Origin of the sequence: Streptomyces polyasparticus (genome assembly GCF_014493765.1) — a bacterium.
Classification (GTDB): domain Bacteria; phylum Actinomycetota; class Actinomycetes; order Streptomycetales; family Streptomycetaceae; genus Streptomyces; species Streptomyces polyasparticus.
On the sequence record NZ_JACTVJ010000011.1, the window covers coordinates 361840 to 385213 of the forward strand.

General features: G+C 70.2%; 25 protein-coding genes. 22 read left to right on the top strand and 3 right to left on the bottom strand.

Annotated elements, in window-relative coordinates; genetic code table 11:
• Positions 1 to 10 precede the first annotated feature (10 nt).
• The 12 genes from H9Y04_RS23700 (at position 11) to H9Y04_RS23755 (ending at position 11977) form a co-directional block, all read left to right on the top strand.
• Positions 11 to 544: an arginine repressor gene (locus H9Y04_RS23700; RefSeq protein ID WP_187816002.1), complete on the top strand. Its 534-nt coding sequence runs from the start codon at positions 11 to 13 to the stop codon at positions 542 to 544.
• Between the two features lie 164 nt (positions 545 to 708).
• Positions 709 to 2133, top strand: coding sequence for an argininosuccinate synthase (gene argG / locus H9Y04_RS23705; RefSeq protein WP_187816003.1), 1425 nt, complete (start codon positions 709 to 711; stop codon positions 2131 to 2133).
• Between the two features lie 89 nt (positions 2134 to 2222).
• Positions 2223 to 3650 carry an argininosuccinate lyase gene (gene argH, locus H9Y04_RS23710; RefSeq protein WP_187816004.1) on the top strand — a complete coding sequence of 476 codons (1428 nt, stop codon included), beginning with the start codon at positions 2223 to 2225 and terminating at the stop codon, positions 3648 to 3650.
• 119 nt (positions 3651 to 3769) lie between these two features.
• On the top strand, positions 3770 to 4315 hold the full coding sequence (locus H9Y04_RS23715; protein ID WP_187816005.1) for a TetR/AcrR family transcriptional regulator: 546 nt from the start codon (positions 3770 to 3772) through the stop codon (positions 4313 to 4315).
• A gap of 2 nt (positions 4316 to 4317) precedes the next feature.
• The gene (locus tag H9Y04_RS23720; protein WP_187816006.1) at positions 4318 to 5877 is read left to right on the top strand and encodes an MFS transporter; all 1560 of its coding nucleotides are present in this window, start codon (positions 4318 to 4320) and stop codon (positions 5875 to 5877) included.
• A 117-nt stretch (positions 5878 to 5994) separates the two neighbouring features.
• Positions 5995 to 6243, top strand: coding sequence for a hypothetical protein (locus H9Y04_RS23725; protein WP_187816007.1), 249 nt, complete (start codon positions 5995 to 5997; stop codon positions 6241 to 6243).
• Positions 6240 to 7235, top strand: coding sequence for an AAA family ATPase (locus H9Y04_RS23730; protein WP_308801075.1), 996 nt, complete (start codon positions 6240 to 6242; stop codon positions 7233 to 7235). The genes H9Y04_RS23725 and H9Y04_RS23730 overlap by 4 nt, the downstream gene beginning before the upstream one ends.
• Positions 7232 to 8137: a DUF58 domain-containing protein gene (locus tag H9Y04_RS23735; protein ID WP_187816008.1), complete on the top strand. Its 906-nt coding sequence runs from the start codon at positions 7232 to 7234 to the stop codon at positions 8135 to 8137. The genes H9Y04_RS23730 and H9Y04_RS23735 overlap by 4 nt, the downstream gene beginning before the upstream one ends.
• Positions 8134 to 9084, top strand: coding sequence for a VWA domain-containing protein (locus tag H9Y04_RS23740; protein ID WP_187816009.1), 951 nt, complete (start codon positions 8134 to 8136; stop codon positions 9082 to 9084). Before H9Y04_RS23735 ends, H9Y04_RS23740 begins: the two co-directional genes overlap by 4 nt.
• A 64-nt stretch (positions 9085 to 9148) precedes the next feature.
• Positions 9149 to 10006: a S1C family serine protease gene (locus tag H9Y04_RS23745; protein ID WP_187816010.1), complete on the top strand. Its 858-nt coding sequence runs from the start codon at positions 9149 to 9151 to the stop codon at positions 10004 to 10006.
• A gap of 19 nt (positions 10007 to 10025) precedes the next feature.
• Entirely contained in the window at positions 10026 to 10700 is a 675-nt protein-coding gene (locus H9Y04_RS23750) for a response regulator transcription factor (protein ID WP_187816011.1), read from the top strand.
• Positions 10697 to 11977 carry a sensor histidine kinase gene (locus H9Y04_RS23755; protein ID WP_236071259.1) on the top strand — a complete coding sequence of 427 codons (1281 nt, stop codon included), beginning with the start codon at positions 10697 to 10699 and terminating at the stop codon, positions 11975 to 11977. Before H9Y04_RS23750 ends, H9Y04_RS23755 begins: the two co-directional genes overlap by 4 nt.
• A gap of 3 nt (positions 11978 to 11980) precedes the next feature.
• On the opposite strand, the gene H9Y04_RS23760 is transcribed toward H9Y04_RS23755, so the two are convergent.
• Positions 11981 to 12652, bottom strand: a complete 672-nt coding sequence (locus H9Y04_RS23760; RefSeq protein ID WP_187816012.1) for a lysophospholipid acyltransferase family protein — start codon at positions 12650 to 12652, stop codon at positions 11981 to 11983.
• Positions 12653 to 12953: 301 nt separating this feature from the next.
• Between H9Y04_RS23760 and H9Y04_RS23765 the strand changes: the two genes are divergently transcribed.
• The 3 genes from H9Y04_RS23765 (at position 12954) to H9Y04_RS23775 (ending at position 15308) form a co-directional block, all read left to right on the top strand.
• Positions 12954 to 14117 carry a glycerophosphodiester phosphodiesterase gene (locus H9Y04_RS23765; protein ID WP_187816013.1) on the top strand — a complete coding sequence of 388 codons (1164 nt, stop codon included), beginning with the start codon at positions 12954 to 12956 and terminating at the stop codon, positions 14115 to 14117.
• Positions 14118 to 14250: 133 nt separating this feature from the next.
• The gene (locus H9Y04_RS23770) at positions 14251 to 14787 is read left to right on the top strand and encodes an RNA polymerase sigma factor (RefSeq protein ID WP_187816014.1); all 537 of its coding nucleotides are present in this window, start codon (positions 14251 to 14253) and stop codon (positions 14785 to 14787) included.
• A gap of 17 nt (positions 14788 to 14804) precedes the next feature.
• On the top strand, positions 14805 to 15308 hold the full coding sequence (locus tag H9Y04_RS23775; RefSeq protein WP_187816015.1) for a GNAT family N-acetyltransferase: 504 nt from the start codon (positions 14805 to 14807) through the stop codon (positions 15306 to 15308).
• Between the two features lie 47 nt (positions 15309 to 15355).
• Here H9Y04_RS23775 and H9Y04_RS23780 read toward each other — a convergent pair whose 3' ends face one another.
• Entirely contained in the window at positions 15356 to 15796 is a 441-nt protein-coding gene (locus H9Y04_RS23780) for a hypothetical protein (RefSeq protein WP_187816016.1), read from the bottom strand.
• Positions 15777 to 16136: a hypothetical protein gene (locus H9Y04_RS23785; RefSeq protein WP_187816017.1), complete on the bottom strand. Its 360-nt coding sequence runs from the start codon at positions 16134 to 16136 to the stop codon at positions 15777 to 15779. Before H9Y04_RS23785 ends, H9Y04_RS23780 begins: the two co-directional genes overlap by 20 nt.
• Positions 16137 to 16239: 103 nt before the next feature.
• Here H9Y04_RS23785 and H9Y04_RS23790 point away from each other — a divergent pair, with 103 nt between their 5' ends.
• The 7 genes from H9Y04_RS23790 to cbiE all read left to right on the top strand — a co-directional run bounded on the left by H9Y04_RS23790 (position 16240) and on the right by cbiE (position 23037).
• Positions 16240 to 16887 carry an HAD-IA family hydrolase gene (locus H9Y04_RS23790; RefSeq protein WP_187816018.1) on the top strand — a complete coding sequence of 216 codons (648 nt, stop codon included), beginning with the start codon at positions 16240 to 16242 and terminating at the stop codon, positions 16885 to 16887.
• 405 nt (positions 16888 to 17292) lie between these two features.
• Complete coding sequence (locus H9Y04_RS23795; RefSeq protein WP_187816019.1) at positions 17293 to 18372, top strand: methionine ABC transporter ATP-binding protein; 1080 nt, start codon at positions 17293 to 17295, stop codon at positions 18370 to 18372.
• On the top strand, positions 18369 to 19109 hold the full coding sequence (locus H9Y04_RS23800; RefSeq protein WP_187816020.1) for a methionine ABC transporter permease: 741 nt from the start codon (positions 18369 to 18371) through the stop codon (positions 19107 to 19109). Before H9Y04_RS23795 ends, H9Y04_RS23800 begins: the two co-directional genes overlap by 4 nt.
• Before the next feature lie 96 nt (positions 19110 to 19205).
• Positions 19206 to 20036 carry a MetQ/NlpA family ABC transporter substrate-binding protein gene (locus tag H9Y04_RS23805; RefSeq protein WP_187816021.1) on the top strand — a complete coding sequence of 277 codons (831 nt, stop codon included), beginning with the start codon at positions 19206 to 19208 and terminating at the stop codon, positions 20034 to 20036.
• Between the two features lie 52 nt (positions 20037 to 20088).
• Positions 20089 to 20925, top strand: coding sequence for a MetQ/NlpA family ABC transporter substrate-binding protein (locus H9Y04_RS23810; protein WP_187816022.1), 837 nt, complete (start codon positions 20089 to 20091; stop codon positions 20923 to 20925).
• A 144-nt stretch (positions 20926 to 21069) separates the two neighbouring features.
• On the top strand, positions 21070 to 21717 hold the full coding sequence (locus H9Y04_RS23815) for a GNAT family N-acetyltransferase (RefSeq protein WP_187816023.1): 648 nt from the start codon (positions 21070 to 21072) through the stop codon (positions 21715 to 21717).
• A 111-nt stretch (positions 21718 to 21828) separates the two neighbouring features.
• Entirely contained in the window at positions 21829 to 23037 is a 1209-nt protein-coding gene (cbiE, locus tag H9Y04_RS23820; protein WP_187816024.1) for a precorrin-6y C5,15-methyltransferase (decarboxylating) subunit CbiE, read from the top strand.
• Positions 23038 to 23374 lie beyond the last annotated feature (337 nt).

Here is a 23374-nt window from a genome sequence, read left to right on the forward strand (position 1 = left end):
TGAGACGACGATGAGCCAGGCGCAGGACAACGACCAGCACGGGCCGTCCGTACCGCAGACGCGCACCGCACGGCACCGCCGGATCGTGGACATCCTCAACCGGCTGCCGGTGCGCTCGCAGAGCCAGCTGGCGAAGCTGCTCGCGGACGACGGTCTGAACGTCACGCAGGCGACGCTCTCGCGGGACCTCGACGAGCTCGGTGCCGTGAAGATCCGCAACACCGGCGGTGAGCTGATCTACGCGGTGCCCAGCGAGGGCGGTTTCCGTACGCCGCAGGCTCCGCTCGGCGAGTCCGCCAAGGAGGAGCGGATGCGGCGGCTGGCGGGGGAGCTGCTGATCTCGGCGGAGGCCTCGGCGAACCTCGTTGTCCTTCGCACGCCTCCGGGGGCGGCCCAGTTCCTGGCCTCTGCCATCGACCAGGCCGAGCTGCATCCGATTCTCGGGACGATCGCCGGGGACGACACGTTGATGCTGATCTGCCGGGATCCGTCCGGTGGGCAGGCGCTGGCCGATCACCTTTTGAAGCTGGCTCAGCGGGGCTGAGTCGGTCTTCGGCGAGGGGCCGATCTGCGGGTTTCCGCGGGTTGGCCCCTTTTTGCTGCCTCCGGCGGGTGCCGCTGTGCCCACCCGTGCCGCCCTGCGGCACGACTGCCCAGAGCTACGAGGCGCCGGTTGCATGATCATGCGGAGTCATGCATACTCTTCCTATGTCCAAGGTCCTCACTTCCCTTCCGGCCGGCGAGCGCGTCGGCATCGCCTTCTCCGGTGGTCTCGACACCTCCGTCGCGGTCGCGTGGATGCGCGACAAGGGCGCCGTTCCGTGCACGTACACCGCCGACATCGGCCAGTACGACGAGCCCGACATCGCCTCGGTGCCGGGCCGTGCGAAGAATTACGGCGCGGAGATCGCGCGCGCGGTGGACTGCCGCGCCGCGCTTGTCGAGGAGGGCCTTGCCGCACTGACCTGCGGCGCGTTCCACATCCGCTCCGGCGGCCGTGCGTACTTCAACACCACGCCGCTCGGCCGGGCGGTCACCGGCACCATGCTGGTCAAGGCGATGCTCGAGGACGACGTCCAGATCTGGGGCGACGGCTCCACGTACAAGGGCAACGACATCGAGCGGTTCTACCGTTACGGCCTGCTCGCCAACCCCAATCTGCGGATCTACAAGCCCTGGCTGGACGCCGACTTCGTCGCGGAGCTCGGCGGCCGGCAGGAGATGTCCGAGTGGCTGGTCGCGCACGGACTGCCCTACCGGGACTCCGCCGAGAAGGCGTACTCCACCGACGCCAACATCTGGGGCGCCACCCACGAGGCCAAGATCCTCGAGCACCTCGACACGGGCGTCGAGACCGTGAACCCCATCATGGGCGTGAAGTTCTGGGACCCCTCGGTCGAGATCCCCACCGAGGACGTCACGATCGGCTTCGCGCAGGGCCGGCCCGTCACCATCAACGGCAAGGAGTTCGCCTCCGCCGTCGACCTGGTGATGGAGGCCAACGCCATCGGCGGCCGGCACGGCCTGGGCATGTCCGACCAGATCGAGAACCGGATCATCGAGGCCAAGAGCCGCGGCATCTACGAGGCCCCCGGCATGGCGCTCCTGCACGCCGCCTACGAGCGGCTCGTCAACGCCATCCACAACGAGGACACCCTCGCCCAGTACCACAACGAGGGCCGGCGGCTCGGCCGTCTCATGTACGAGGGCCGCTGGCTGGACCCGCAGGCACTGATGGTCCGTGAGTCGATTCAGCGCTGGGTCGGTTCGGCCGTGACCGGCGAGGTCACGCTGCGGCTGCGCAGGGGCGAGGACTACTCGATCCTCGACACCCAGGGCCCGGCCTTCAGCTACCACCCGGACAAGCTCTCCATGGAGCGCACCGAGGACTCCGCGTTCGGCCCGGTCGACCGGATCGGCCAGCTCACCATGCGGAACCTCGACATCGCCGACTCGCGTGCCAAGCTGGAGCAGTACGCGGGCCTCGGCATCCTGGGTGCGGAGTCCGCGGCCGCCACCGGCCTGATCGGCGCCATGCCCGAGGGCGGTGCCCAGGCGATCGCCTCGCGCGGCGAGGCCACGGACGAGGACGAGGCCCTGGACCGGGCCGCGATGGAGTCCGGCACCGACTGACCGGCGCCCGCCGCACGTAACGTCAGTCGCCTCCCCGCCCGACGGCGGGGAGGCGACCGCACCACCACCCTCCCGAGGAGCACCCCGCAGTGAGCACCCCCGCCGACAACCTCCGCCTCTGGGGCGGCCGTTTCGCCGACGGTCCCGCCGAGGCCCTGGCGAAGCTGTCCGCATCCGTGCACTTCGACATGCGGCTCGCGCCGTACGACATCGCCGGTTCGCGCGCCCACGCCCGCGTCCTGCGCAAGGCCGGACTGCTCACGGCCGACGAGCTGGAGCGCATGATCGGCGGGCTCGACCAGCTCGAACAGGACGTCGCGAGCGGCGAGTTCACCGCCACGATCGCCGACGAGGATGTGCACACCGCTCTGGAGCGCGGCCTGCTCGAACGCCTCGGCGCCGAGCTCGGCGGCAAGCTGCGGGCAGGCCGGTCCCGCAACGACCAGGTGGCCACGCTCTTCCGGATGTACCTGCGCGACCACGCCCGGATCATCGGCGGTCTGATCGCCGACCTCCAGGACGCGCTCGTCGGCCTCGCCGAGGCGCACCCCGACGTCGCGATGCCCGGCCGCACCCACCTCCAGCACGCCCAGCCGGTGCTCTTCGCGCACCACGTACTGGCGCATGCGCAGTCCCTGTCCCGGGACGCCGAGCGGCTGCGGCAGTGGGACGAGCGGACCGCGGTCTCGCCGTACGGCTCGGGTGCGCTCGCGGGCTCCAGCCTCGGCCTCGACCCGGAGGCGGTGGCGAAGGACCTGGGCTTCGAGCACGGGAGCTCGGGCAACTCGATCGACGGCACGGCCTCGCGTGACTTCGTCGCCGAGTTCGCCTTCATCACCGCGATGATCGGCGTGAACCTCTCGCGGATCGCCGAAGAGGTCATCATCTGGAACACGAAGGAGTTCTCCTTCGTCACGCTGCACGACGCGTTCTCCACCGGTTCGTCGATCATGCCGCAGAAGAAGAACCCGGACATCGCCGAGCTGGCGCGCGGCAAGTCCGGCCGTCTGATCGGCAATCTGACCGGTCTGATGGCGACGCTCAAGGCGCTGCCGCTCGCGTACAACCGCGATCTGCAGGAGGACAAGGAGCCGGTCTTCGACTCCTGTGACCAGCTGGAGATCCTGCTGCCCGCCTTCACCGGGATGATGGCCACGCTCACCGTGCACCGCGAGCGCATGGAGGAGCTGGCCCCGGCCGGGTTCTCGCTCGCGACCGACATCGCCGAGTGGCTGGTCAAGCAGGGCGTTCCGTTCCGCGTCGCGCACGAGGTCGCGGGGGAGTGCGTCAAGGTCGCCGAGTCCGAGGGCAAGGAGCTCGACGAGCTCACGGACGAGCAGTTCGCCAAGATCTCGGCGCATCTGACCCCCGAGGTCCGCACGGTCCTGACCGTCCCGGGCGCGCTCGCCTCGCGCAGCGGCCGCGGCGGTACGGCGCCGTCGGCGGTCGCGGTCCAGCTGGCCGAGGTCAAGCAGGACCTCGCTGTCCAGCGCGCTTGGGCTGACGCCAAGAAGTAGGTCGTACGAGGAAGGGCCCGGTCACCGTCTGCGGTGGCCGGGCCCTTCGGCGTGCGGCGGTGGGCGCAGCCGCGTGAGTGCATGAGACATTCTTGTCTTATGTGAGGTATGGTCGTCTCATGGCAGTCGACCGTGAACACATCCTCCGAGCCGCCGCGGCCCTCCTGACCCGCAAGGCCACCTCCACGATGGACGAGGTGGCGAAGGCGGCCGGGATCAGCCGTGCGACCCTGCACCGGCAGTTCGCCGGCCGGGACGCCCTGATCAAGGCCCTCGAAGAACTGGGCCTGCGGCAGCTCGGGGCCGCGCTCGACGCCGCGCGTCTCGACGAGGGCACCGCCGCCGACGCGGTCCGCCGCCTCGTCGCCGAGGTCGAACCCGTCGCCGGTTTCCTCGCCTTCCTCGTCACCGAGAACCAGCTGTTCGAGGCCGACGAGATGAACGAGGGCTGGAACCGCATCGACGACCGGATCACCGCGCTGTTCCGGCGCGGCCAGGAGTCCGGTGAGTTCCGGATCGATCTCTCGCCCGTGTGGCTGACCGAGGCCCTCTACGGCCTCGTCGGCTCCGGCGCCTGGTCCGTACAGGACGGCCGGGTCGCCGCCAAGGATTTCCAGTTCATGATCGTCGAGCTTCTGCTCGGCGGCGTACGACGGAGTGCATAGCCATGACCACCATCCGACCCGAGATACCGGCCGGGAAGGCGGCCGCCCCTGACCTGCAGGCTCCCCACCCCGGCCGCTGGCTGGCCATGTCCGTACTGGCCCTGGCCGTCCTGCTCGTCGGCATCGACGCCACCGTCCTCGGCCTCGCCTCGCCGTACATCAGCGAGGATCTGCGGCCGAGCGGCACGCAGCTGCTCTGGATCGGTGACGTCTACTCGTTCGTGATCGCCGGTCTGCTGGTCTCCATGGGCAGCCTCGGCGACCGCATCGGCCGCAAGAAGCTGCTGCTCGTCGGCTCGGTCGCGTTCGGCGCCGTGTCCGTGCTCAACGCGTATGCCACCAGCCCCGAACTGATGATCCTGGCCCGCGCCCTGCTCGGTGTCGCCGGTGCCACTCTGATGCCTTCGACGCTGGCCCTGATCCGCAACATCTTCCACGACCCGCGCGAGCGCTCGCTCGCCATCGGCATCTGGGGCGCGATGGCCTCGGCCGGTGCCGCCGTCGGTCCGGTCGTCGGCGGGTTCCTGCTCGAACACTTCTGGTGGGGCTCGGTCTTCCTGATCAACCTCCCTGTGATGGCGGTCCTGGTCCTCGTCGGCATCAAGCTGCTCCCCGAGTCGAAGAACCCGGCGCCGGGACCCTGGGACCTCCTCAGTGTGGGCCTCTCGCTCGTCGGCATGGTCTCGATCGTGTACGCCATCAAGGAGGCGGCCGCGCACGGCTTCCGGGCCGATGTGGCCGGCACGGCGCTGCTCGGTGTCGTGGCCCTGGTCTGGTTCGTCCGGCGTCAGCGCACCCTGACCTCGCCGCTGCTCAACGTGGAGTTGTTCCGCCACCGGGGCTTCTCCGGCGCCGTGCTCGCCGATCTGCTGACCATCCTCGGTCTGTCGGGTCTGGTCTTCTTCCTCTCGCAGTTCCTGCAACTCGTGCAGGGGCGGCAGCCGTTGGAGGCCGGCCTTGCCGAACTGCCCGCCGCGATCGGCGCGGTGGTCGCCGGTCTGATCGCCGGACGCGTCGCGCGCCGGTTCTCCGTCCGCGTGGTGGTGGCCGGCGGGCTCGCGGCCGTCGGCGGTGCGCTCGGGGTGCTCACGCTGCTCGACCGCACCACCGGCTATCCGATGCTCGGCGCGTTGCTCCTCGTCGTCGGCATCGGCGCGGGATTCGCGTTCACCGTCACGGCGGACGTGATCCTCTCCAGCGTGCCCAAGGAGGAGGCCGGTGCCGCGTCGGCGGTCTCGGAGACGGCGTACGAGCTCGGTGCGGCGCTCGGTATCGCGCTGCTCGGTTCGATCGTCACCGGGGTCTACCGGGACTTCTCGGCGCCCGCCGGACTGCCGGCCGAGGCGACGGGTGCCGCACGTGAATCCCTGGGCGGAGCCTGGGAGTCGGCGGCCTCGCTGCCCGCCGAACAGGGCGCGGCGCTGCTGACCTCGGCGCAGGACGCGTTCGTGGACGGGCTGCGCATGGCGGCCGGCGCCGGCTCGGCGGTCCTGCTCGCGGCCTCGGTCGCGGCCTGGTTCCTGCTGCGCGGGCAGAAGCTGGCGGACGGGATCGAGCACTGAGGTTCTCCGGGCCCTGCGGCCCCAGGCCGCTGAGCCCGCCCGGCTTCTTTAAGCCCGTTTTCGCCTCATGATGATGGTCTGGCCTTCCGAGCCCCAACTGCTCTGGAGGCCAGACCCATGTCACGTACGCGCAAAGCAATCGTCGCCTCGGTCACCGCACTCGCCGCAGCAGGCATCGCCACAGGAGCAAGCGGCGCGTTCGCCGACGACGGCGGGGATACGCCGAAGAATGTACGGATCGTCGTCGACGAACGCGGATCCGGCCAGGAACCCGCGGCCGACAAGGAGGACTGCCCCGGCAAGGGCGCCGGCAACGGCAACGGCACCGGCACCGAGGACCCGGCCACGGTGGCGGAGGCGCTGTGAGCGTCGCACTCGCCCCCGACGACCAAAAGCTCCTGGAAGAGGCGCTGTTCGAGGTCAAGCGGGTGATCGTCGGCCAGGACCGGATGGTGGAGCGGATGTTCACCGCCGTCCTGGCCCGCGGCCACTGCCTGCTCCAAGGCGTGCCGGGCGTCGCCAAGACGCTCGCCGCCAAGTCCCTGGCCGAAGTGGTCGGCGGGCACTTCGCGCGGATCCAGTTCACCCCCGACCTCGTCCCCTCCGACATCACCGGCACCCGGATCTACCGGGCCTCGCGGGAGACCTTCACCGTCGAGCCCGGACCGGTCGTCGCCAACGTGGTGCTCGCCGACGAGATCAACCGGGCGCCCGCCAAGGTGCAGTCGGCCCTGCTCGAAGTGATGGCCGAACGCCAGGTCTCGCTCGGCGGCACGACCGTCGAGGTCCCCGAGCCCTTCCTCGTCCTCGCCACGCAGAACCCCATCGAGTCCGAGGGCGTCTACCAGCTGCCCGAGGCCCAGCGGGACCGCTTCCTGCTCAAGGTGGAGATCGACGTGCCGAGCGAGTCGGAGGAGCTCGCGATCCTCTACCGGATGAGCACCGACGCGCCGCGCCCCCGCCGCGTGCTCACCCCGTCCGTGGTCCTGTCCCTGCAGCGGGCGGCCGACGAGGTGTTCGTGCACCACGCGGTGGCCGAGTACGCGGTCCGCCTGGTGTGCGCGACCCGTGAACTGGCCGGTCCCGAACGCCGGTTGGCGCACGGCGCGGGCCCGCGCGCCACGCTCGGCCTGGTCGCCGCCGCCCGGGCCCTGGCCCTGCTGCGCGGCCGCGGGTACGTCCTGCCCGACGATGTGCGCGGCCTCGCCCACGACGTCATCGCCCACCGGCTCGTGCTGTCCTTCGACGCCCTGGCCGACGGAGTCGAACCCGCCGCCCTGGTCGACGAGGTGCTCGCCGCCGTCGAGCAGCCGAAGATCAGCCCGCGCGAGGCGGCCGTCGAGGAGGCGGCGGCATGACGACACTCGCCGAACTCACCCCCGAACAGGCCTTACGGCACCTGGAGTTGCTGTTCACGCGCCGCGTGGACGGCGTGCTCCAAGGCGACCACCGCGGCCTGAACACCGGTCCTGGCACCGAACCCGACCGCACCCGCGTCTACGAGCCCGGCTCGGACGACGTGCGCCGGATCGACTGGAACGCGACCGCGCGCACCACCGTCCCCCATGTCCGCCTCACCGAGGCCGAACGCGAACTCACCACCTGGATCGTGCTCGACGCCTCCGCCAGCATGGACTTCGGTACGGGGCGGATGGAGAAGCGCGACCTGGCGGTCGGCGCCGCCGCGGCCGTGGCGTTCCTCACCGAACGCTCCGGCAACCGCATCGGCGCCCAGATCACCGGCCCCGACGGCATCCTGCGCATCCCGCCGCGCACCGGCCGCCGTCATCTCCTGTCCATCCTGTACGCCGCCCTCGACCGTCCCCGGGTCGCGGCCGGCCCGCAGCGGCACTCCCTCGGCGACACCCTGCGCTCGCTTCGCTCCCTCAGGCGGCGCGCACTCGTCGCGGTCGTCTCCGACTTCCTCGAGGACGGCTGGGAACGGCCGCTGCGGGCCGTCGCGCGCCACCACCAGGTCCTGGCCGTCGAGACGGTCGACCCACGCGAACTGGAGCTGCCCGCCGTCGGCCTGCTCACCGTCGTGGACCCGGAGACCGGCCGACGCCGCGAAGTGCCCACCCAGGCACGCAAGTTGCGGGAGCGCTACGCGAACGCCGCGCTGGAGCAGCGGGCGCAGATCCAGCAGGCGATACGGTCGAGCGGCGCCGCCCATCTGCGGCTGCGCACCGATCGCGACTGGGTCCGCGATGTCGTACGCCATCTCGCGGAGCAGCGGCGCAGGGGCGGAGGCGCGGCATGACCCTCGCCTCGCCCGGCTGGCTCCTGCTGCTCGTGCCGCTGGCCGCGCTCATCGGCCTCTACGTGGTGATGCAGCGCAGACGCGGCCGGTATGCCGTCCGCTTCACCAACCTCGACCTGCTCGACAAGGTGGCGCCGACCACGCCCGGCTGGCGGCGGCACGTCCCCGCGGCGGCCTTCTGCGCCACGCTCGGACTGCTCGTCGTCGGCTTCGCCCGGCCGAGTGTGGACGTACAGGTGCCCAGGGAGCGGGCCACGGTGATGGTCGCGTTCGACGTGTCCGGCTCCATGGAGGCGACCGATGTGGCGCCGAGCCGGTTCGCGGCCGCGCAGAAGGCGGCACTCGGCTTCGTGGAGCAGCTGCCGGACCGGTTCAACGCGGGCCTGGTGCCGTTCAGCGGCTCCGCCACGGTGGCAGTGCCGCCGGGCACGGACCGCGAAGCGCTGCGGGCTGCCATCCGGAGCCTGCGTACCGGCGAGGGAACCGCCATCGGCGAAGCGGTGATCGCCGCGCGCGACGCCGTACGGCGGCTCGACGAGGAAGCGGGCGAGAACCCTCCGCCCGCGCATGTCGTCCTTCTGTCCGACGGGGCCAACACGGTGGGACGCTCGGTGAGTTCGGCGGCCGCCGCCGCGGCCGAGGCGCGGATTCCGGTCTCGACCATCGCGTACGGCACCGAGGAGGGGTGGATCGAGACACCCGCGGGGTCGCGGGTACCCGTGCCCGTCGACGGCCCGGCGCTCGAAGAGCTGGCCTCGGAGACCGGCGGCGACTTCCACGAGGCGGCGTCCGGGGAGGAACTGGAGGAGGTCTACGAGGACATCGGCAGCTCCGTCGGGCACCGCACGGAGGAGCGCGAGGTGTGGGCCTGGTTCGTCGGCGCCGGTCTGGCGGCGGCGCTCCTGACCGCGGCCGCGTCACTGCTGTGGTTCTCGCGACTGCCGTGAGCCCTGCGACCTGGTGTGCCGTGAGCCCGAAGTGGGCCCGACCCACGCTGACTTGGGAGGAAGCATGAGCGATCCCTACCACCACGGTCTGGGCGAACCCCGGGGCCCGGCCTTCACCCCGGGGCGGCCGCCGCCCCCGTTCGGACAGCCCGTGTATCCCACGCAGCCGTACTATCCGGCGCCCGAGCCGACCGCTCAGCCCCGGCAGCGCACCGGGCGCCCCGTCCTGGCCGCGATCGTCGCCGCGGTGCTCGCGGGCGGCGGCGCAGGCTACGCGGCCGGGCAGTGGGGTGACGGCAGCGCCCCGCCCGCCGCCGCGGGGCGGGACGCGAGCGGCCTCGACGCCGTGGCGGCGCGGGTGCTGCCGAGCGTGCTCTCGGTCGAAGCGCCGGGCGGCCAGGGCTCCGGGTTCGTCTTCGACCGCGAGGGACGCATCCTCACCAACGCCCATGTGGTGGGTGAGAGCCCGCAGGTGGTCGTGGTCCTGCAGAGCGGCCGGCGAGTGCCCGCCCAAGTCCTCGGCACCGACCCGGCGTTGGACGTCGCGGTGCTCAGCCCCGAGTCCACGCAGGGCCTGACCCCCGCGGAGCTCGCCCCCGACGCGGAGCCCGCCGTCGGCGACACCGTGCTCGCCATCGGCTCGCCGCTCGGCCTGTCCGGCACCGTGACCTCCGGCATTGTCAGCGCACTCGACCGCAAGGTCAGCCTCGGCGACGGCGACCAGCGCGCGCTGCAGACCGACGCCTCCATCAACCCCGGCAACTCCGGCGGCCCGCTGGTCGACGCCGACGGACAGGTCATCGGGATCAACACCGCCATCGCCACCCTCGACCGGGAACGGGGCGGTTCCATAGGCATCGGCTTCGCCATTCCCGTCGGCGAGGCACTCGACTCCGCGGAGTCGATCGTCGCGGGGGACTGACCACCGGAGGTGTCCGCAGATGCGCCTGCTGTTCGTCGAGGACGAGGAAGACCTCGTCACAGCCGTCAAAGTCGGCCTGGTCAGAGCGGGTTACGCCGTGGACACCGCGCCCGACGTCGCCTCCGCCCTGGAGAAGCTCGACATCAACGCGTACGACCTGGTCCTGCTCGACCTGACCCTGCCCGACGGCGACGGCTTCGCGGTGTGCCGGGCGGTGCGCACCGCGCCCGGCGGGCCGCGGATCCTGATGCTCACGGCCCGCGACCGCCTCGCGGACCGGGTGCGCGGCCTCGACGAGGGCGCCGACGACTATCTCGTCAAACCCTTCGCCCTGCCCGAACTCCTGGCGCGCATACGGGCGTTGCTCCGGCGCGAGGAAGGCGGTACCTCGGTCGTGGAGGTGGGCGAGCTCCGTCTGGACACCGCACGCTTCGAGGCCTTCCGCGGGCAGCGGCCGCTGCAGCTGACGCCCAAGGAGTTCGGCGTACTGCACTATCTGATGACGCGCCCGGGCCGAGTCGTACCGACGGAGGAGCTGCTCGAGCACGTGTGGGACGAGCACGCCGATCCGTTCACCAACACCGTGCGGGTGACGGTGGGGTCACTGCGGCGGAAGATCACCGGGGACGGGGAACCGCTGATCGAGACGGTGATCCGCGCGGGCTACCGCCTCAAGGAGACACCCGCCTCATGAAGCTTCCGCGCCCCGTGCAGAGCCTGCGCCTGGTCGGCCGCCTCCGACCCGTACGGCGCCTTCGAGGTATGAGCCGTCCCGGTCTCCCCGCCTTCACCCACACCATCCGCTTCCGCCTCACCGTCCTGTACTCGGCCCTGCTTTTCGCCCTCACCGCCCTCGTCCTCGGCGGCGTCTACGTCGCCGTCGAGCGCAGCGGCGAAGCGCACCCGGTCACCAAGCAGTTCACCGCGCAGAAGTACATCGACGGCGAGTACGCGGGGGAGTTCCAGGGCGTCAAGGTCGAGGAGGTGGAGGCCGCGGTCAACTACGAGACCCTGGCGAATCTGCGCCGGGTCTCGTTCGTGGTGCTCGGCGGTGTGGCCGTGGCGAGCCTCGGCATCGGCTGGATTCTGTCAGGACGCGTCCTGCGCCCCGTGCGCTCCATCTCCCGTACGGCGGCGGACATCCAGGCCACCGATCTCTCCCAGCGGATCCGCCTGGACGGCCCGCGCGACGAACTGCGCGATCTCGCCGACACCGTGGACTCCATGCTGGAACGCCTGGACAACGCCTTCGACGCCCAGCGCCGCCTGATCGACGACGCCTCGCACGAACTGCGCAGCCCGCTCGCGATCATCCGCGCGAATCTGGACGCGGTGCTCAACGCGGAGGAGTCCGACGACGAGGAACGCAGGGCCGCGGTACGGGTGGTCGACCGCGCGACCACCCGTATGACCAGGCTGGTGGAGGACCTCCTGGCCACCGCACGCCGGCAGGCACCCGCACTCGCCGACACCGATGTCGACTTGTCGGCGGCGGTCGCGGACGCGTGCGAGGAGTTCGAACTGCCCGCGGCCGAGGGCGATGTGGTGATCCGCCGGCGGCTGCCGCCGGGGCTCACGGTGATCGGCGACCATGACGCGTTACGCAGAGCCGTGGGCAATCTGCTGTCCAACGCGGTCCGTCTGTCACCACCGGGAGCCGCGGTCACGGTGACGGCGGGGCGGGACGAGGACGGCACGGTGTGGACGTCCGTGACGGATCAGGGGCCCGGGATCGCGGAGGCCGACCGGGAGAAGGTCTTCGACCGGTTCTGGCGTGGGAGCAGAACGGACGGGGGCGATCCGGGTGCCGGACGTGATCCGCGGGCCGGACGCGACCGTCACGCGGGTCTGGGCCTGGCGATCGTCCGGCAGATCACGGAGTCGCACGGGGGCGAGGTCCGGGTGACCTCGACGCTCGGTGCGGGGGCGACCTTCACACTGCGGCTGCCGGCCCGCACCGACGAGACCTGAGGGTCAGGCGGCCTTGGCCTTCGTGGCGTACATGTCCACGTACTCCTGGCCGGACAGGGCGAGCACCTCGGACATCACCGAGTCGGTGACGGCCCGCAGCACATAGCGGTCGCGGTCCATGCCCTCGTACCGCGAGAACTCCATCGGCTTGCCGAAGCGCACCGTCACCTTGCCCGGCCGCGGCACACCGGCACCGCCCGGCTGGATCTTGTCGGTGCCGATGATCGCGAAGGGGACCACGGGAGCGCCGGTCATCAGCGTGAGGCGCGCGATGCCCGTACGGCCCCGGTACAGGCGGCCGTCGGGGGAGCGGGTGCCCTCGGGGTAGATCGAGAAGACCTTGCCCTCCTCGAGCACACGCCGGCCGGTCATCAGCGCGGCGACCCCGCCGCGTCCGCCGTCGCGGTCGACGGGGATCATGCCGGTTCCGGTGAAGAACCAGGCCATGACGCGGCCCTTGATGCCCTTGCCGGTGACGTACTCGTCCTTGCCGATGAAGAAGACCTGCCGCTTCAGGCTCAGCGGCATGATCATCGAGTCGATGAACGTCAGGTGGTTGCCCGCGAGAATCACGGGCCCGGTGCCCGGAATGTTCTCCGCACCCTCCACCCGTGGGCGGAACATCAGGCGCAGGACCGGGCCGAGTACTGCCTTGATGAGGGTGAAGCGGGACAACGAGTCCTCCGGTGTCAAGGGCTGGCGGGGTTGTCTGTGCAGGTGAGGACGATACTCGCGGTTGCGCTCTCGTCGCGAGTCGGGTTCATCACGTGGATACGCAGTGTTGACGTGCCTTTGCGCTGAGTTTGCGCCGCGTTGGTTTCAGAGGCTCCCCTTCGTCACATCAAGCCCCCTAGCATCGGTGACTCGCGTTGGCAGGTGCGGGACATCACAGACGGACGGCTACTACTCCTCGTACGGGCACGTACTGCTGATCCCTTCGGCACGTACGACCTCGTACGACGTCGGAAGGACCCCCATGACGCAGGGCAAGGCGAACGAGCAGCAGCAGGGCGGCCGCCCCGGGCGGCGGGCGGTGCTGACCACCGCGGTCCTCGGCGCGGGCGGCGCGGCACTCGGCGTTGCCCCCGCCGCGAGCGCCGGTGAGCGCCGCGGTGGCGGCATCAGATCACTGCCGGTCCCGACCGTGATCGCGCACCGCGGCGCGAGCGGCTACCGGCCCGAACACACCCTCGGTTCGTACCAGTTGGCGCTCGACATGGGCGCCCATGTGATCGAACAGGACCTGGTGCCGACCAAGGACGGCCATCTTGTATGCCGTCACGAGAACGACATCACGGGTACCACGGATGTCGCGGATCATCCCGAATTCGCCGGACGGAAGACGACGAAGAGCGTCGACGGCGTCTCGTACACGGGCTGGTTCACCGAGGACTTCACCCTCGCGGAGCTCAAGACCCTGCGCGCCAAGGAGCGCATCCCCGGCACCCGCCAGGAGAACACCCTCTACGACGGCCGCTGGGACGTGCCCACCCTGGAGGAGGTCTTCCAGTGGGCCGAGCGCGAGGGCCGCAAGCGGGGGCGCGAGATCTGGCTGCACATCGAGACCAAGCACCCCACGTACTTCCGCGGCATCGGTCTCGGCCTCGAGGAGCGGCTCGCCAAGCTCCTCCGTAAGTACGGGCGCCACAAGAAGCACTCCCCGAACTTCCTGCAGTCCTTCGAGCCGAGCAGCATCCAGCGCCTGAGCAAGCTGGTCGACGCCCCGCTCGTCGTGCTGCTCTCCTCCGCCGCCTCCCGGCCCTGGGACTTCGTCGAGGCCGGTGACCCGCGCACCGTCGCCGATCTGGTCAAGCCCGAGGGACTGAAGTGGATCGCCTCGTACGCGCAAGGGCTCGGCCCGACCCTCGACCTGATCATCCCGAGGGACGCGAGCGGCAGGCTGACCCAGCCGACCACGCTGGTGCGCGACGCCCATGCCGAGGGCCTCATCCTGCACCCGTACACGATGCGCAACGAGAACAGCTTCCTGCCGGCCGAGTTCCGGCGCGGCACCGTGGCCAGTGACTACGGGGACGCCTTCGGGGCCTTCAAGGTGTGGTTCGAGACCGGCATCGACGGGATCTTCACCGACAACCCCGACACGGGGCTGCTGGCCGCGGCGGACTTCCGTAAAGGCTGATCGGTCGTGGGCTGATCGGCCGAGGACTGATCGGCCAAGGGCTGATCGTCAACACCCCCGGGCCGCGCGCCCATTGCGGTGATCTCGCGCCGCCCCGGCAACCCGATGCCGGGGCGGCGCAGTCCTGAGCCGCATGAACACCAGCGATCTGCTGTACGAGCTGCGCCCGCTCCTGAAGGCCGAAGCCGCCGCCGAGGCGCCCGCGGGCATCGAACCCGCCGACCTCGAACAGGACGTGTGGCTGCGCCTGTTGGAGCGCATCAAGGACGAGGGGCCGCCGGCCGTGCCCGCCGACTGGCTGCGCAGAACCGTCCGCGGCGAGGCCCGCCGGCTGCGCCGTACGACCCGGATCGAGACGCGGTACGAGGCCGAACCCGCGGCCGCCGTCGACACCGGCCCCGAAGGCCTGGCCCTGCGCGCCGAACACCGCCGCGCGCTGCACGCCGCGGTGCGCAGACTGCCCGGAAGATGCCCCCGGCTCCTGGCGGCGCTGCTGTCCAGGGAGGACCTCACCTACCGTGAGATCGCAGGGGAGTTGGGTATCTCACAGGGCAGTCTGGGCCCGGAACGTTCCCGATGCCTGGGTTGTCTGCGCAGAATCCTCGCGGCGGAGGTTGCGGCACCTGGCCGGAGGGGAAAGGTGCGCTTTAAGCAACCGGCGGACAGGTGAGCGGGAGGCATGCACACATGGGCATGAGCGTGACCATCTCTGCGGCGACCGAGCAGGACGCCGAGCAGATCCTCAAACTGCAGTACCTCTGCTACCAGAGCGAGGCGGAGCTGTACGGGGACTACTCGATCGAACCGCTCACCCAGTCGCTCGACTCCATCAAGGCCGAACTCTCCAGCGGGACGGTCCTGGTGGCCCGTCTCGGCCCCGAGGTCGTCGCCTCGGTGCGCGGCACCATCGTTACGGACGGCACGGCGCGGATCAACAAACTGATCGTGCATCCCCGGATGCAGCGCCACGGGCTCGGCGGCCGGCTCCTGATCGCGGTCGAGGAACGGCTCGCGGCGGCGGGCGCGGTCAAGCACTACCAGCTGTTCACGGGCCACCGCTCGGAGAACAACCTGATGCTCTACCGCAAGCACGGTTACGTGGCTGTGGCGACAGAACCGGTCAGCGAGCGGCTGACGTTGGTGACGCTGGCCAAGGACGCGGAACCGGCTGCGTATGCGGCGAGTGCCTGAGGCGCAGGCGACACGGGCTTGAGCCTCGGGCAGCGCGTGCCTGAGGCTCAGGCCGCCGCGACGGCCGTACGGGATCGGCGCAGCCAGAAGATCGCGGTGACCGGAAGCAGCACCGGGATGAACAGATAGCCCATCCCGAAGTCCGACCACACCGTGGCGTCGGGGAACGCGGAGGGGTCCACCAGCGTCCACGTCCCGACGACCAGGACACCCACCAGCTCGGCGGCGCAGCAGGCCAGCGCCGCCTTGCGGGCCGTCTCGCCGCCGCGGACCAGGGTGTACGTGATGAACGCGTAGACCACGGCCGCGATCGCGGAGAGCGAGTAGGCGAGCGGTGCGCGGTCGAACTCGGTGGAGATCTGGTACGCCGAGCGCGAGACCGCACCGACCACCATCACCCCGTACAGCCAGACCAGCAGCATGCCGGGGCCGCCGCTCAGTTTCGTCCGCTGCGGGCGATCCGCCATGTCAGCCTCCCCAGATGTCATAGAGCCGCACTTCGAGCACGGCAAGCACGACGGCACCCGCGGCCACCGTCGCGCTGCCCCAGCGGGTGCGCTCCGCAAGGGACATGAAGGCCACGGCCGGAATCGCGCAGGCCGAACCGATCAGATACGCGACGAACAGCGTCGTGCCCTGCTCGGGAGCCTCGCCGCCCGCCAGCTGCACGATGCCGACGATCAGCTGGACCACCGTGAGCAGGGTCACCACGGCCATGCCGATGAAGTGCCAGTCCTTGGTGGGCTGGTCGCGGAAGGCGGCGAAACCGCACCAGGCGGCCAGGGCCAGCGCGGCCGCGGACGTCGCGATCGTCAGGGCGTCGAGCATGCTGGGAGCCTATTACGGGGTGAAGAGCCCCCGGCCCCCGGGCCGGGTCCACGAGCCGATACCCGTTCGCGCCCCCGCGATCAGGACGCTTAGGGTCGAAACCATGAAGATCCAGGCCGAAGCCCTCCTGTTCGACAACGACGGAACCCTCATCTCCTCCCTGGAGTCCGTCTACCGCTGCTGGCGGCGATGGGCCGAGGAGTACGGGATCACCGCGGAGGACTTCGAACGGGTCGAGCTGCACGGCCGCCCGGCGGTCGAGATCATCGCCGAGCTGCTGCCCGCGGAGAAGATCCCCGAGGCCCTCGTACGCATCGAGCAGCTCGAGGTCGAGGACGTGCCCGGTGGTGTGGTCCTGCTGCCCGGCACCAAGGAGCTGCTCACCTCGCTGCCGCGCGAGCGCTGGGCCGTGGTCACCTCCGCGACCCGGCCGCTGGCCGAGGCGCGGCTGCACGAAGTGGGCATCGACTTTCCCGTGATGATCGCCGCCAACGACATCAGCCGCGGCAAGCCCGACCCCGAACCCTTCCTGCTCGCCGCCGAGCGGCTCGGCGTGGACCCCGCCCGCTGCGTGGTCTTCGAGGACGCCCCCGCGGGCCTCGCGGCCGGCCGCGCCGCCGGCATGACCACCGTGGCGTTGACCACAACGCACACCGCCGACGAGCTCGCCGCCGACCACGTCGTGAAGGACCTGTCGGCCGTGTCCGCGCAGGCCATCGACGGTGGTGTGGAGCTCACCGCACAGGACTGAACAGGCCACGGGTGTCCGCACCGCGACAGCATCTGTCCGCATTGCGGACACCCGTGATCCGTTCGTAGGCCTGTCTGCTTTACTTGAGCACATGACCACGACGAGCAGCCGCACCCTTGCGACCGAGGCGATGATGACGCCCGGTGCTCGTTGTATGGGTCGAATGCGCGCCTTCTAGAGGGCCCCTGCACCACCTCTCGCGCCCCGAAGCGAGACTGCTGAGCCGCGTCCCGTGACGTTCACGTCAAGACCGAGCCGGCCCCCGCGCACGACGCTCTTCCTTTGCTGATTCACAGCCACAGCTGTGTCTTTCAGACGTGCACGGTTTCCGAAGACTTCCGAAGAAGAAATGCCCCGTGCCCGGTGCACAGCCTGCGCCTCGCACTCGACAGTGACGGAACCCCAGTGATCACCACTTCCGGCCTGACGAAGGTCTACCGCTCACGCGGTCGTGAAGTAACCGCCCTCGACGGAGTCGATCTCCAGGTGCGCGAGGGTGAGGTGTTCGGCGTCATCGGCCAGTCCGGCGCCGGCAAGTCCTCCCTGATCCGCTGCATCAACCTCCTGGAGAAGCCCACCTCCGGCACGGTGATGGTCGACGGCGTCGACCTCACCGCGCTCGCCGGCCGCGGACCGCGCGCCGGCAAGGAGCTGCGCCAGGCCCGCAGCAGGATCGGCATGGTCTTCCAGCACTTCAACCTGCTCTCCTCGCGCACGGTGCAGAGCAATGTCGAGGTACCGCTCGAGATCCTCGGCGTCTCCGGCAAGGAGCGCTCCCGCAAGGCCCTCGAACTCCTCGACCTGGTCGGTCTCGCCGACAAGGCGAAGAACTACCCGAGCCAGCTCTCCGGCGGCCAGAAGCAGCGCGTCGGCATCGCCCGCGCCCTGGCCGGCGACCCCAAGGTGCTGCTCTCGGACGAGGCCACCAGCGCTCTCGACCCCGAGACCACCCGCTCCATCCTCGAGCTGATCCGCGACCTCAACCGCCAGCTCGGCCTCACGGTCCTGCTGATCACGCACGAGATGGACGTCGTCAAGACCATCTGCGACTCCGCCGCCCTCATGGAGCGCGGCCGGATCGTCGAGTCCGGCACGGTCGCCGAACTGCTCGCGACCCCCGGCTCCCAGCTCGCCGACGCGCTCTTCCCGGTCAGCGGCGAGGCAACCGAGGCCGACCGCACCGTCGTCGACGTCACCTTCCACGGGGAGGCCGCGACCCAGCCGGTGATCTCGCAGCTCTCCCGTACGTACAACATCGACATCTCGATCCTCGGCGCCGCGATGGACACCGTCGGCGGCAGGCAGATCGGCCGGATGCGGATCGAACTGCCCGGCCGTTACGAGGAGAACGTCGTGCCGATCGGCTTCCTGCGCGAGCAGGGCCTCCAGGTGGAGATCGCCGGGGACGCGGCCGGCGCCCCGCTGCTCGTCACCGAGGGCGGCGCCGGTAACCCGCACCTGGTCAAGGAAGGTGTCGCGAAGTGACCTGGAACGAAATGCAGCCGCTCCTGGAGACCGCCTCCCTGGAGACGCTGCGGATGGTCGGCTGGTCGACCCTGATAGCGATCCTCGGCGGTCTGCCGCTGGGCGTCTTCCTGGTCCTCACCGACCGCGGCGGACTGCTGCAGAACGCGGCCGTGAACAAGGTCGTCGGCCAGGTCGTGAACATCGGCCGCTCGATGCCCTTCATCATCCTGATGGTCGCCCTGATGCCGCTGACCCGGTCCATCACCGGCACCACCATCGGTGTGGAGGCCGCGATCGTGCCGCTCGCGATCGGCGCCATCCCGTTCTTCGCGCGGCTCGTCGAGACCTCCGTACGCGAGGTCGACCACGGACTCGTCGAGGCCGTGCAGTCGATGGGCGGCAACACCTGGGCCGTCGTGCGCAAGGTGCTCGTGCCCGAGTCGCTGCCCTCGCTGATCTCCGGCGCCACCACCACGGTTGTCGCGCTCATCGGCTACTCGGCCATGGCCGGCGCGGTCGGCGGCGGCGGCCTCGGCAACATCGCCATCACGTACGGCTATCAGCGGTTCGAGACCGGCCTCATGTGGGTCACCATCGCGATCCTCGCCGTGGTGATCTCCGTGATCCAGTTCATCGGCGATTACGCTGCGCGCGCCGTCTCCCGCAAGGGCCGCGGCGCGACCGCCCCCAAGCTGCGTCTGCTCCGCAACACCCCGGCGCCCGCCGCGGCCGTCGAGCCGACCAAGGCCGCCTGACCCCCGCCCCCCCCGCATTTTCCTGAACTTCCCCCCACAGCAATGCCCCCGGCACCTGCCGCCGGGTCGCACCACCATTGGAGAAAGGCACTTTTCGTGCGTAACACTGCCAAGATCACCGCTGCTGTCCTCGCCACCGGAGCCCTCACCCTCGGCCTTGCGGCCTGCGGCTCCGACAACGGCTCCGGCTCCGCCGACGCCGACGGTCCGCTGATCGTCGCGGCGAGCCCGACCCCGCACGCCGACATCCTCAACTACGTCAAGGACAACCTGGCGAAGAAGGAGGGACTCGACCTCGAGGTCAAGGAGTTCACGGACTACGTCCAGCCGAACACCGCGACCCAGGACGGCTCCGTCGGCGCCAACTACTTCCAGCACAAGCCGTACCTCGACGACTTCAACAAGAAGAACGGCACCGACCTGGTCTGGGTGAACGACGTCCACCTGGAGCCGCTCGGCCTGTACTCGCAGAAGATCAAGAAGACGGACGAGCTGGCGAACGGCGCGACCGTCGCGCTGCCCAACGACACCACCAACGAGGGCCGCGCGCTCAAGCTGCTCGACGCCAACGGCATCATCAAGCTGAAGGACGACGCCGCGCTCGACGCGACCCCCGCGGACATCGCCGAGAACCCCAAGAACCTCAAGTTCAAGGAGATCGAGGCCGCCCAGCTGCCGCGCTCGCTCGGTGACGTGGACGCCGCGGTGATCAACGGCAACTACGCGGTCGAGGCCGGCCTCAGCCCCAAGAAGGACGCGCTCGTCCTCGAGGCCGCCAAGGGCAACCCGTACGCCAACGGTCTCGTGGTCAAGAAGGGCCAGGAGAAGGACCCGCGCGTCGAGAAGCTCGCGAAGCTCCTGAACTCTCCCGAGGTCAAGAAGTACATCGAGGACAAGTTCGACGGCGCCGTCGAGCCCGCGTTCTGAGAAGCCGTCGAGCCCGCGTTCTCAGAACACGGGACCAGGGGGGGGACGCGCCATGCAGCGCAGTACGAAGCTCGTCTCCGCGGTCGTGGCCGCCGGCGCTCTGCTCACGCTGAGCGCCTGCGGCTCCGGCTCGGACGAGAGCCGGGGCGGCGACAGGAACGGCACGCTCGTCGTCGGTGCCACGCCGGTACCTGCCGGTGAGGTCCTCGCGTACATCCAGAAGGACCTGGCGAAGAAGGAAGGCCTCGACTTCGAGGTCAAGGAGTTCACGGACTACGTCCTGCCGAACACCGCGCTCGACGAGGGCAGCCTCGACGCCAACCTCTACCAGAACGCCCCGTTCCTGGAGGACTTCAACAAGTCCAAGGGCACGGACCTCACCTCGGTGACCGGGGTCTACCTGCCGCCGATGGGCGTGTACTCGAAGAAGACGAAGGACGTGTCCTCCCTGAAGGAGGGCGCCGTCGTCGCCGTGCCCAACGACACGACCAACGAGGGCCGGGCGCTGCAACTGCTCGCCTCGCAGGGCGTGATCGAGCTCAAGAAGGACGCGGGCACGACCGCTTCTCCGGCGGACATCACGTCCAACCCGAAGAAGCTCGTCATCAAGGAGCTCGAACCGGCCCAGCTGCCGCGCTCCTTGGAGGACGTGGACGCGGCCGTCATCAACAACAACTTCGCGCTGGACGCGGGTCTCAGCCCGAAGGAGGACTCCACCTACCTGGAGTCCGTCGAGAACAACCCGTACGTCAACATCCTCGCCGTGAAGAAGGGCGACGAGAGCGATCCGCGGGTCGAGAAGCTCGCGAAACTGCTCACTTCGCCCGAGGTGAAGAAGTTCATCGAGGAGAAGTACAAAGGTTCCGTCCTGCCCGTCGAGGGTTCCTGACGGTTCGTCTGCTCCACTACCACAGGGCCCGCATCCTCAAGGTGCGGGCCCTGTGGTGCAGTTATGCGCTCCGATGCTGCATGCTGGGCTCTTCAGCGGCTTGATGCTGAACACTTCAGCAGCCTGTAGTGACGGAGCGGCGCGATGACCACGGCTCACCCGATGTTCCCGGACATCTCCATCAGCACCGAGCGCCTTGTGCTGCGCCCGCTCGAAGACGCCGACGCACCCGGGCTCGCCGAGATGATGAACGACGAGATGATCGGGGCGTGGACGGCCGTCCCGCAGCCGTACGGCGAGGCCGACGCGAGCAAGTGGATCAGCGAGTACGCCCCCACCGAGCGCGAGTCGGGGCGCGGACTCGACCTCGCCGTCACCGAGTTCCTCACCCAGCGCCTGGTCGGCATCGTCCAGCTCGCCAAGACCAACTGGCGGGTGCGCTCCACCGAGATGTCGTACATCATCGCGCCCTGGGCCCGCGGCGAGGGCTATGCCGCCGAGGCCGCGCTCGCCACCGCGCAGTGGCTCTTCCGAGACCAGGCCCTGGAGCGCATCGAGCTGCGCACCGCCGCCGACAACACCGCATCCCAGCAGGTCGCGCAGAAGATCGGCTGCATCAGCGAAGGCGTGCTGCGCGGCGCCTGCATAGCGCGCACCCGCGGCGAGGACGGCACCTGGACCGACTTCCGTACGGACTACATCGTGTGGTCCCTGCTGCCCGAGGACCTCGAAGGCGTCACCGACCAGCTCGCGGAGGCCTCCGGGTACTCGGCGTACCCGGAGTGGAACTGACTGCTTGCCGTCCTCGGAGCCGAGCCGCCCGCCCGGCGGGCCGTCGCCACGCGCACCAGGTACGCTCACCGTGCCTCGACGATCCCCGAGTACCGCAGGAGACTTAACGCCATGGCCGACCGCGTCACCGTGATCGGCTGGGACGGCTCCCCGCTGACCGACGCGGCACGCTCCGCACTCGGCGCCGCCACCCTCGTCGCCGGTGCCGCCCACCATCTCGCGCTGCCCGAGGTTCCTGAGCGCGCCGAGCGGATCCGGCTCGGCAGCGTCTCGCTCGCGGGCCGGCGCATCGCCCGCCACCGCGGCACGGCCGTGGTGCTCGCGGACGGCGACCCCGGGTTCTTCGGAGTGGTACGGACTCTGCGCGCCCCCGAATTCGGCCTCGAGGTCGAGGTGGTGCCGGCGGTTTCGTCCGTGGCCCAGGCCTTCGCGCGGGCCGGTATGCCCTGGGACGACGCCCAGGTCGTCGTCGCCCACCGTCGCACGCTGCGCCGCGCGGTCAATGTCTGCCGGGCCCATACGAAGGTCGCGGTCCTCACCTCGCCCGGCGCGGGCCCCGCCGAACTCGGCCTGCTGCTCGGCCCGGTGCAGCGCACCTTCGTGATCTGCGAGGAACTCGGCACCTCCCGTGAGCAGGTCACCGTCCTCACCTCCGACAAGGCCGCCGACCGCACGTGGCGCGACCCCAACGTGGTCATCGTCATCGGCGGGCCCGTCACCGCCGACACCGGCTGGATCGCAGGCCGCGACCCCTCAGGCACCTCACGCGGTTGGGCACTGCCCGCCTCGGCCTTCGGTGGCGGGCTCGGCGAGGGCGAGAACGACCGGGTGCGCGCGGCCCAGCTCGCCCGGCTCGGCCCGCGCGTGGGCGATCTGGTCTGGGACATCGGCAGCGGCGGCGGCGCCTTCGCGGCCGAGGCCGCGCGCTTCGGCGCCGCCGTCATCGCCGTCGACCGCGACGCCGACTCCTGCGCCCGCACCACGGCGGTCGCCCGCCGTTTCGGTGTGCAGCTGGATGTGGTGCACGGCACCGCCCCGCACGTCCTGGAAGATCTGCCGGAGCCCGATGTCGTACGGGTGGGAGGCGGGGGAGCCCCGGTGGTCTCGGCCGTAGCCGACCGCCGTCCCGAGCGCATCGTCACGCACGCGTCCACCCGCGACGAGGCCGAACTCATCGGCAGGGACCTGATGGAGCACGGCTACGCGGTCGAGTGCTCGCTGCTCCAGTCCGTCGAGCTCGACACCCGCGCCTGGAGCGAACTCGAACGCGTCGTGGCCTTTGTGATCTCGGCCGAACGGTCAAGCGGAAACGGGGACTGAGAGTCCTTTTCCGGCTCTTCGGCCGCCCGTTGCCTTCTGTGCACAGAGCGCTTTGAGTACATGGCCGGTTCACAGAGTCGACGCATCCTGGTGCGCGGCCGGTCAGGGCCGCTCAGGAGATGGCGTAAATCCGCCCCGCGACCTTGGTGCGCCGGTGCTCGCGGTAGGCTGGCCGATCGTTGTACTGCTCCCGGGCGTTCGTCGCTTCGTACGTCAATGTCCGGAAAGCGCGCCCGTTTTGGGGCGTGTGTGGTACGGCAGGACCGGAGGACGCGCGACGTGGCGCAGTCCACAGCGGGCTGTGGTGGATCTACTCGTCACGACGGTGGTTCGGCCG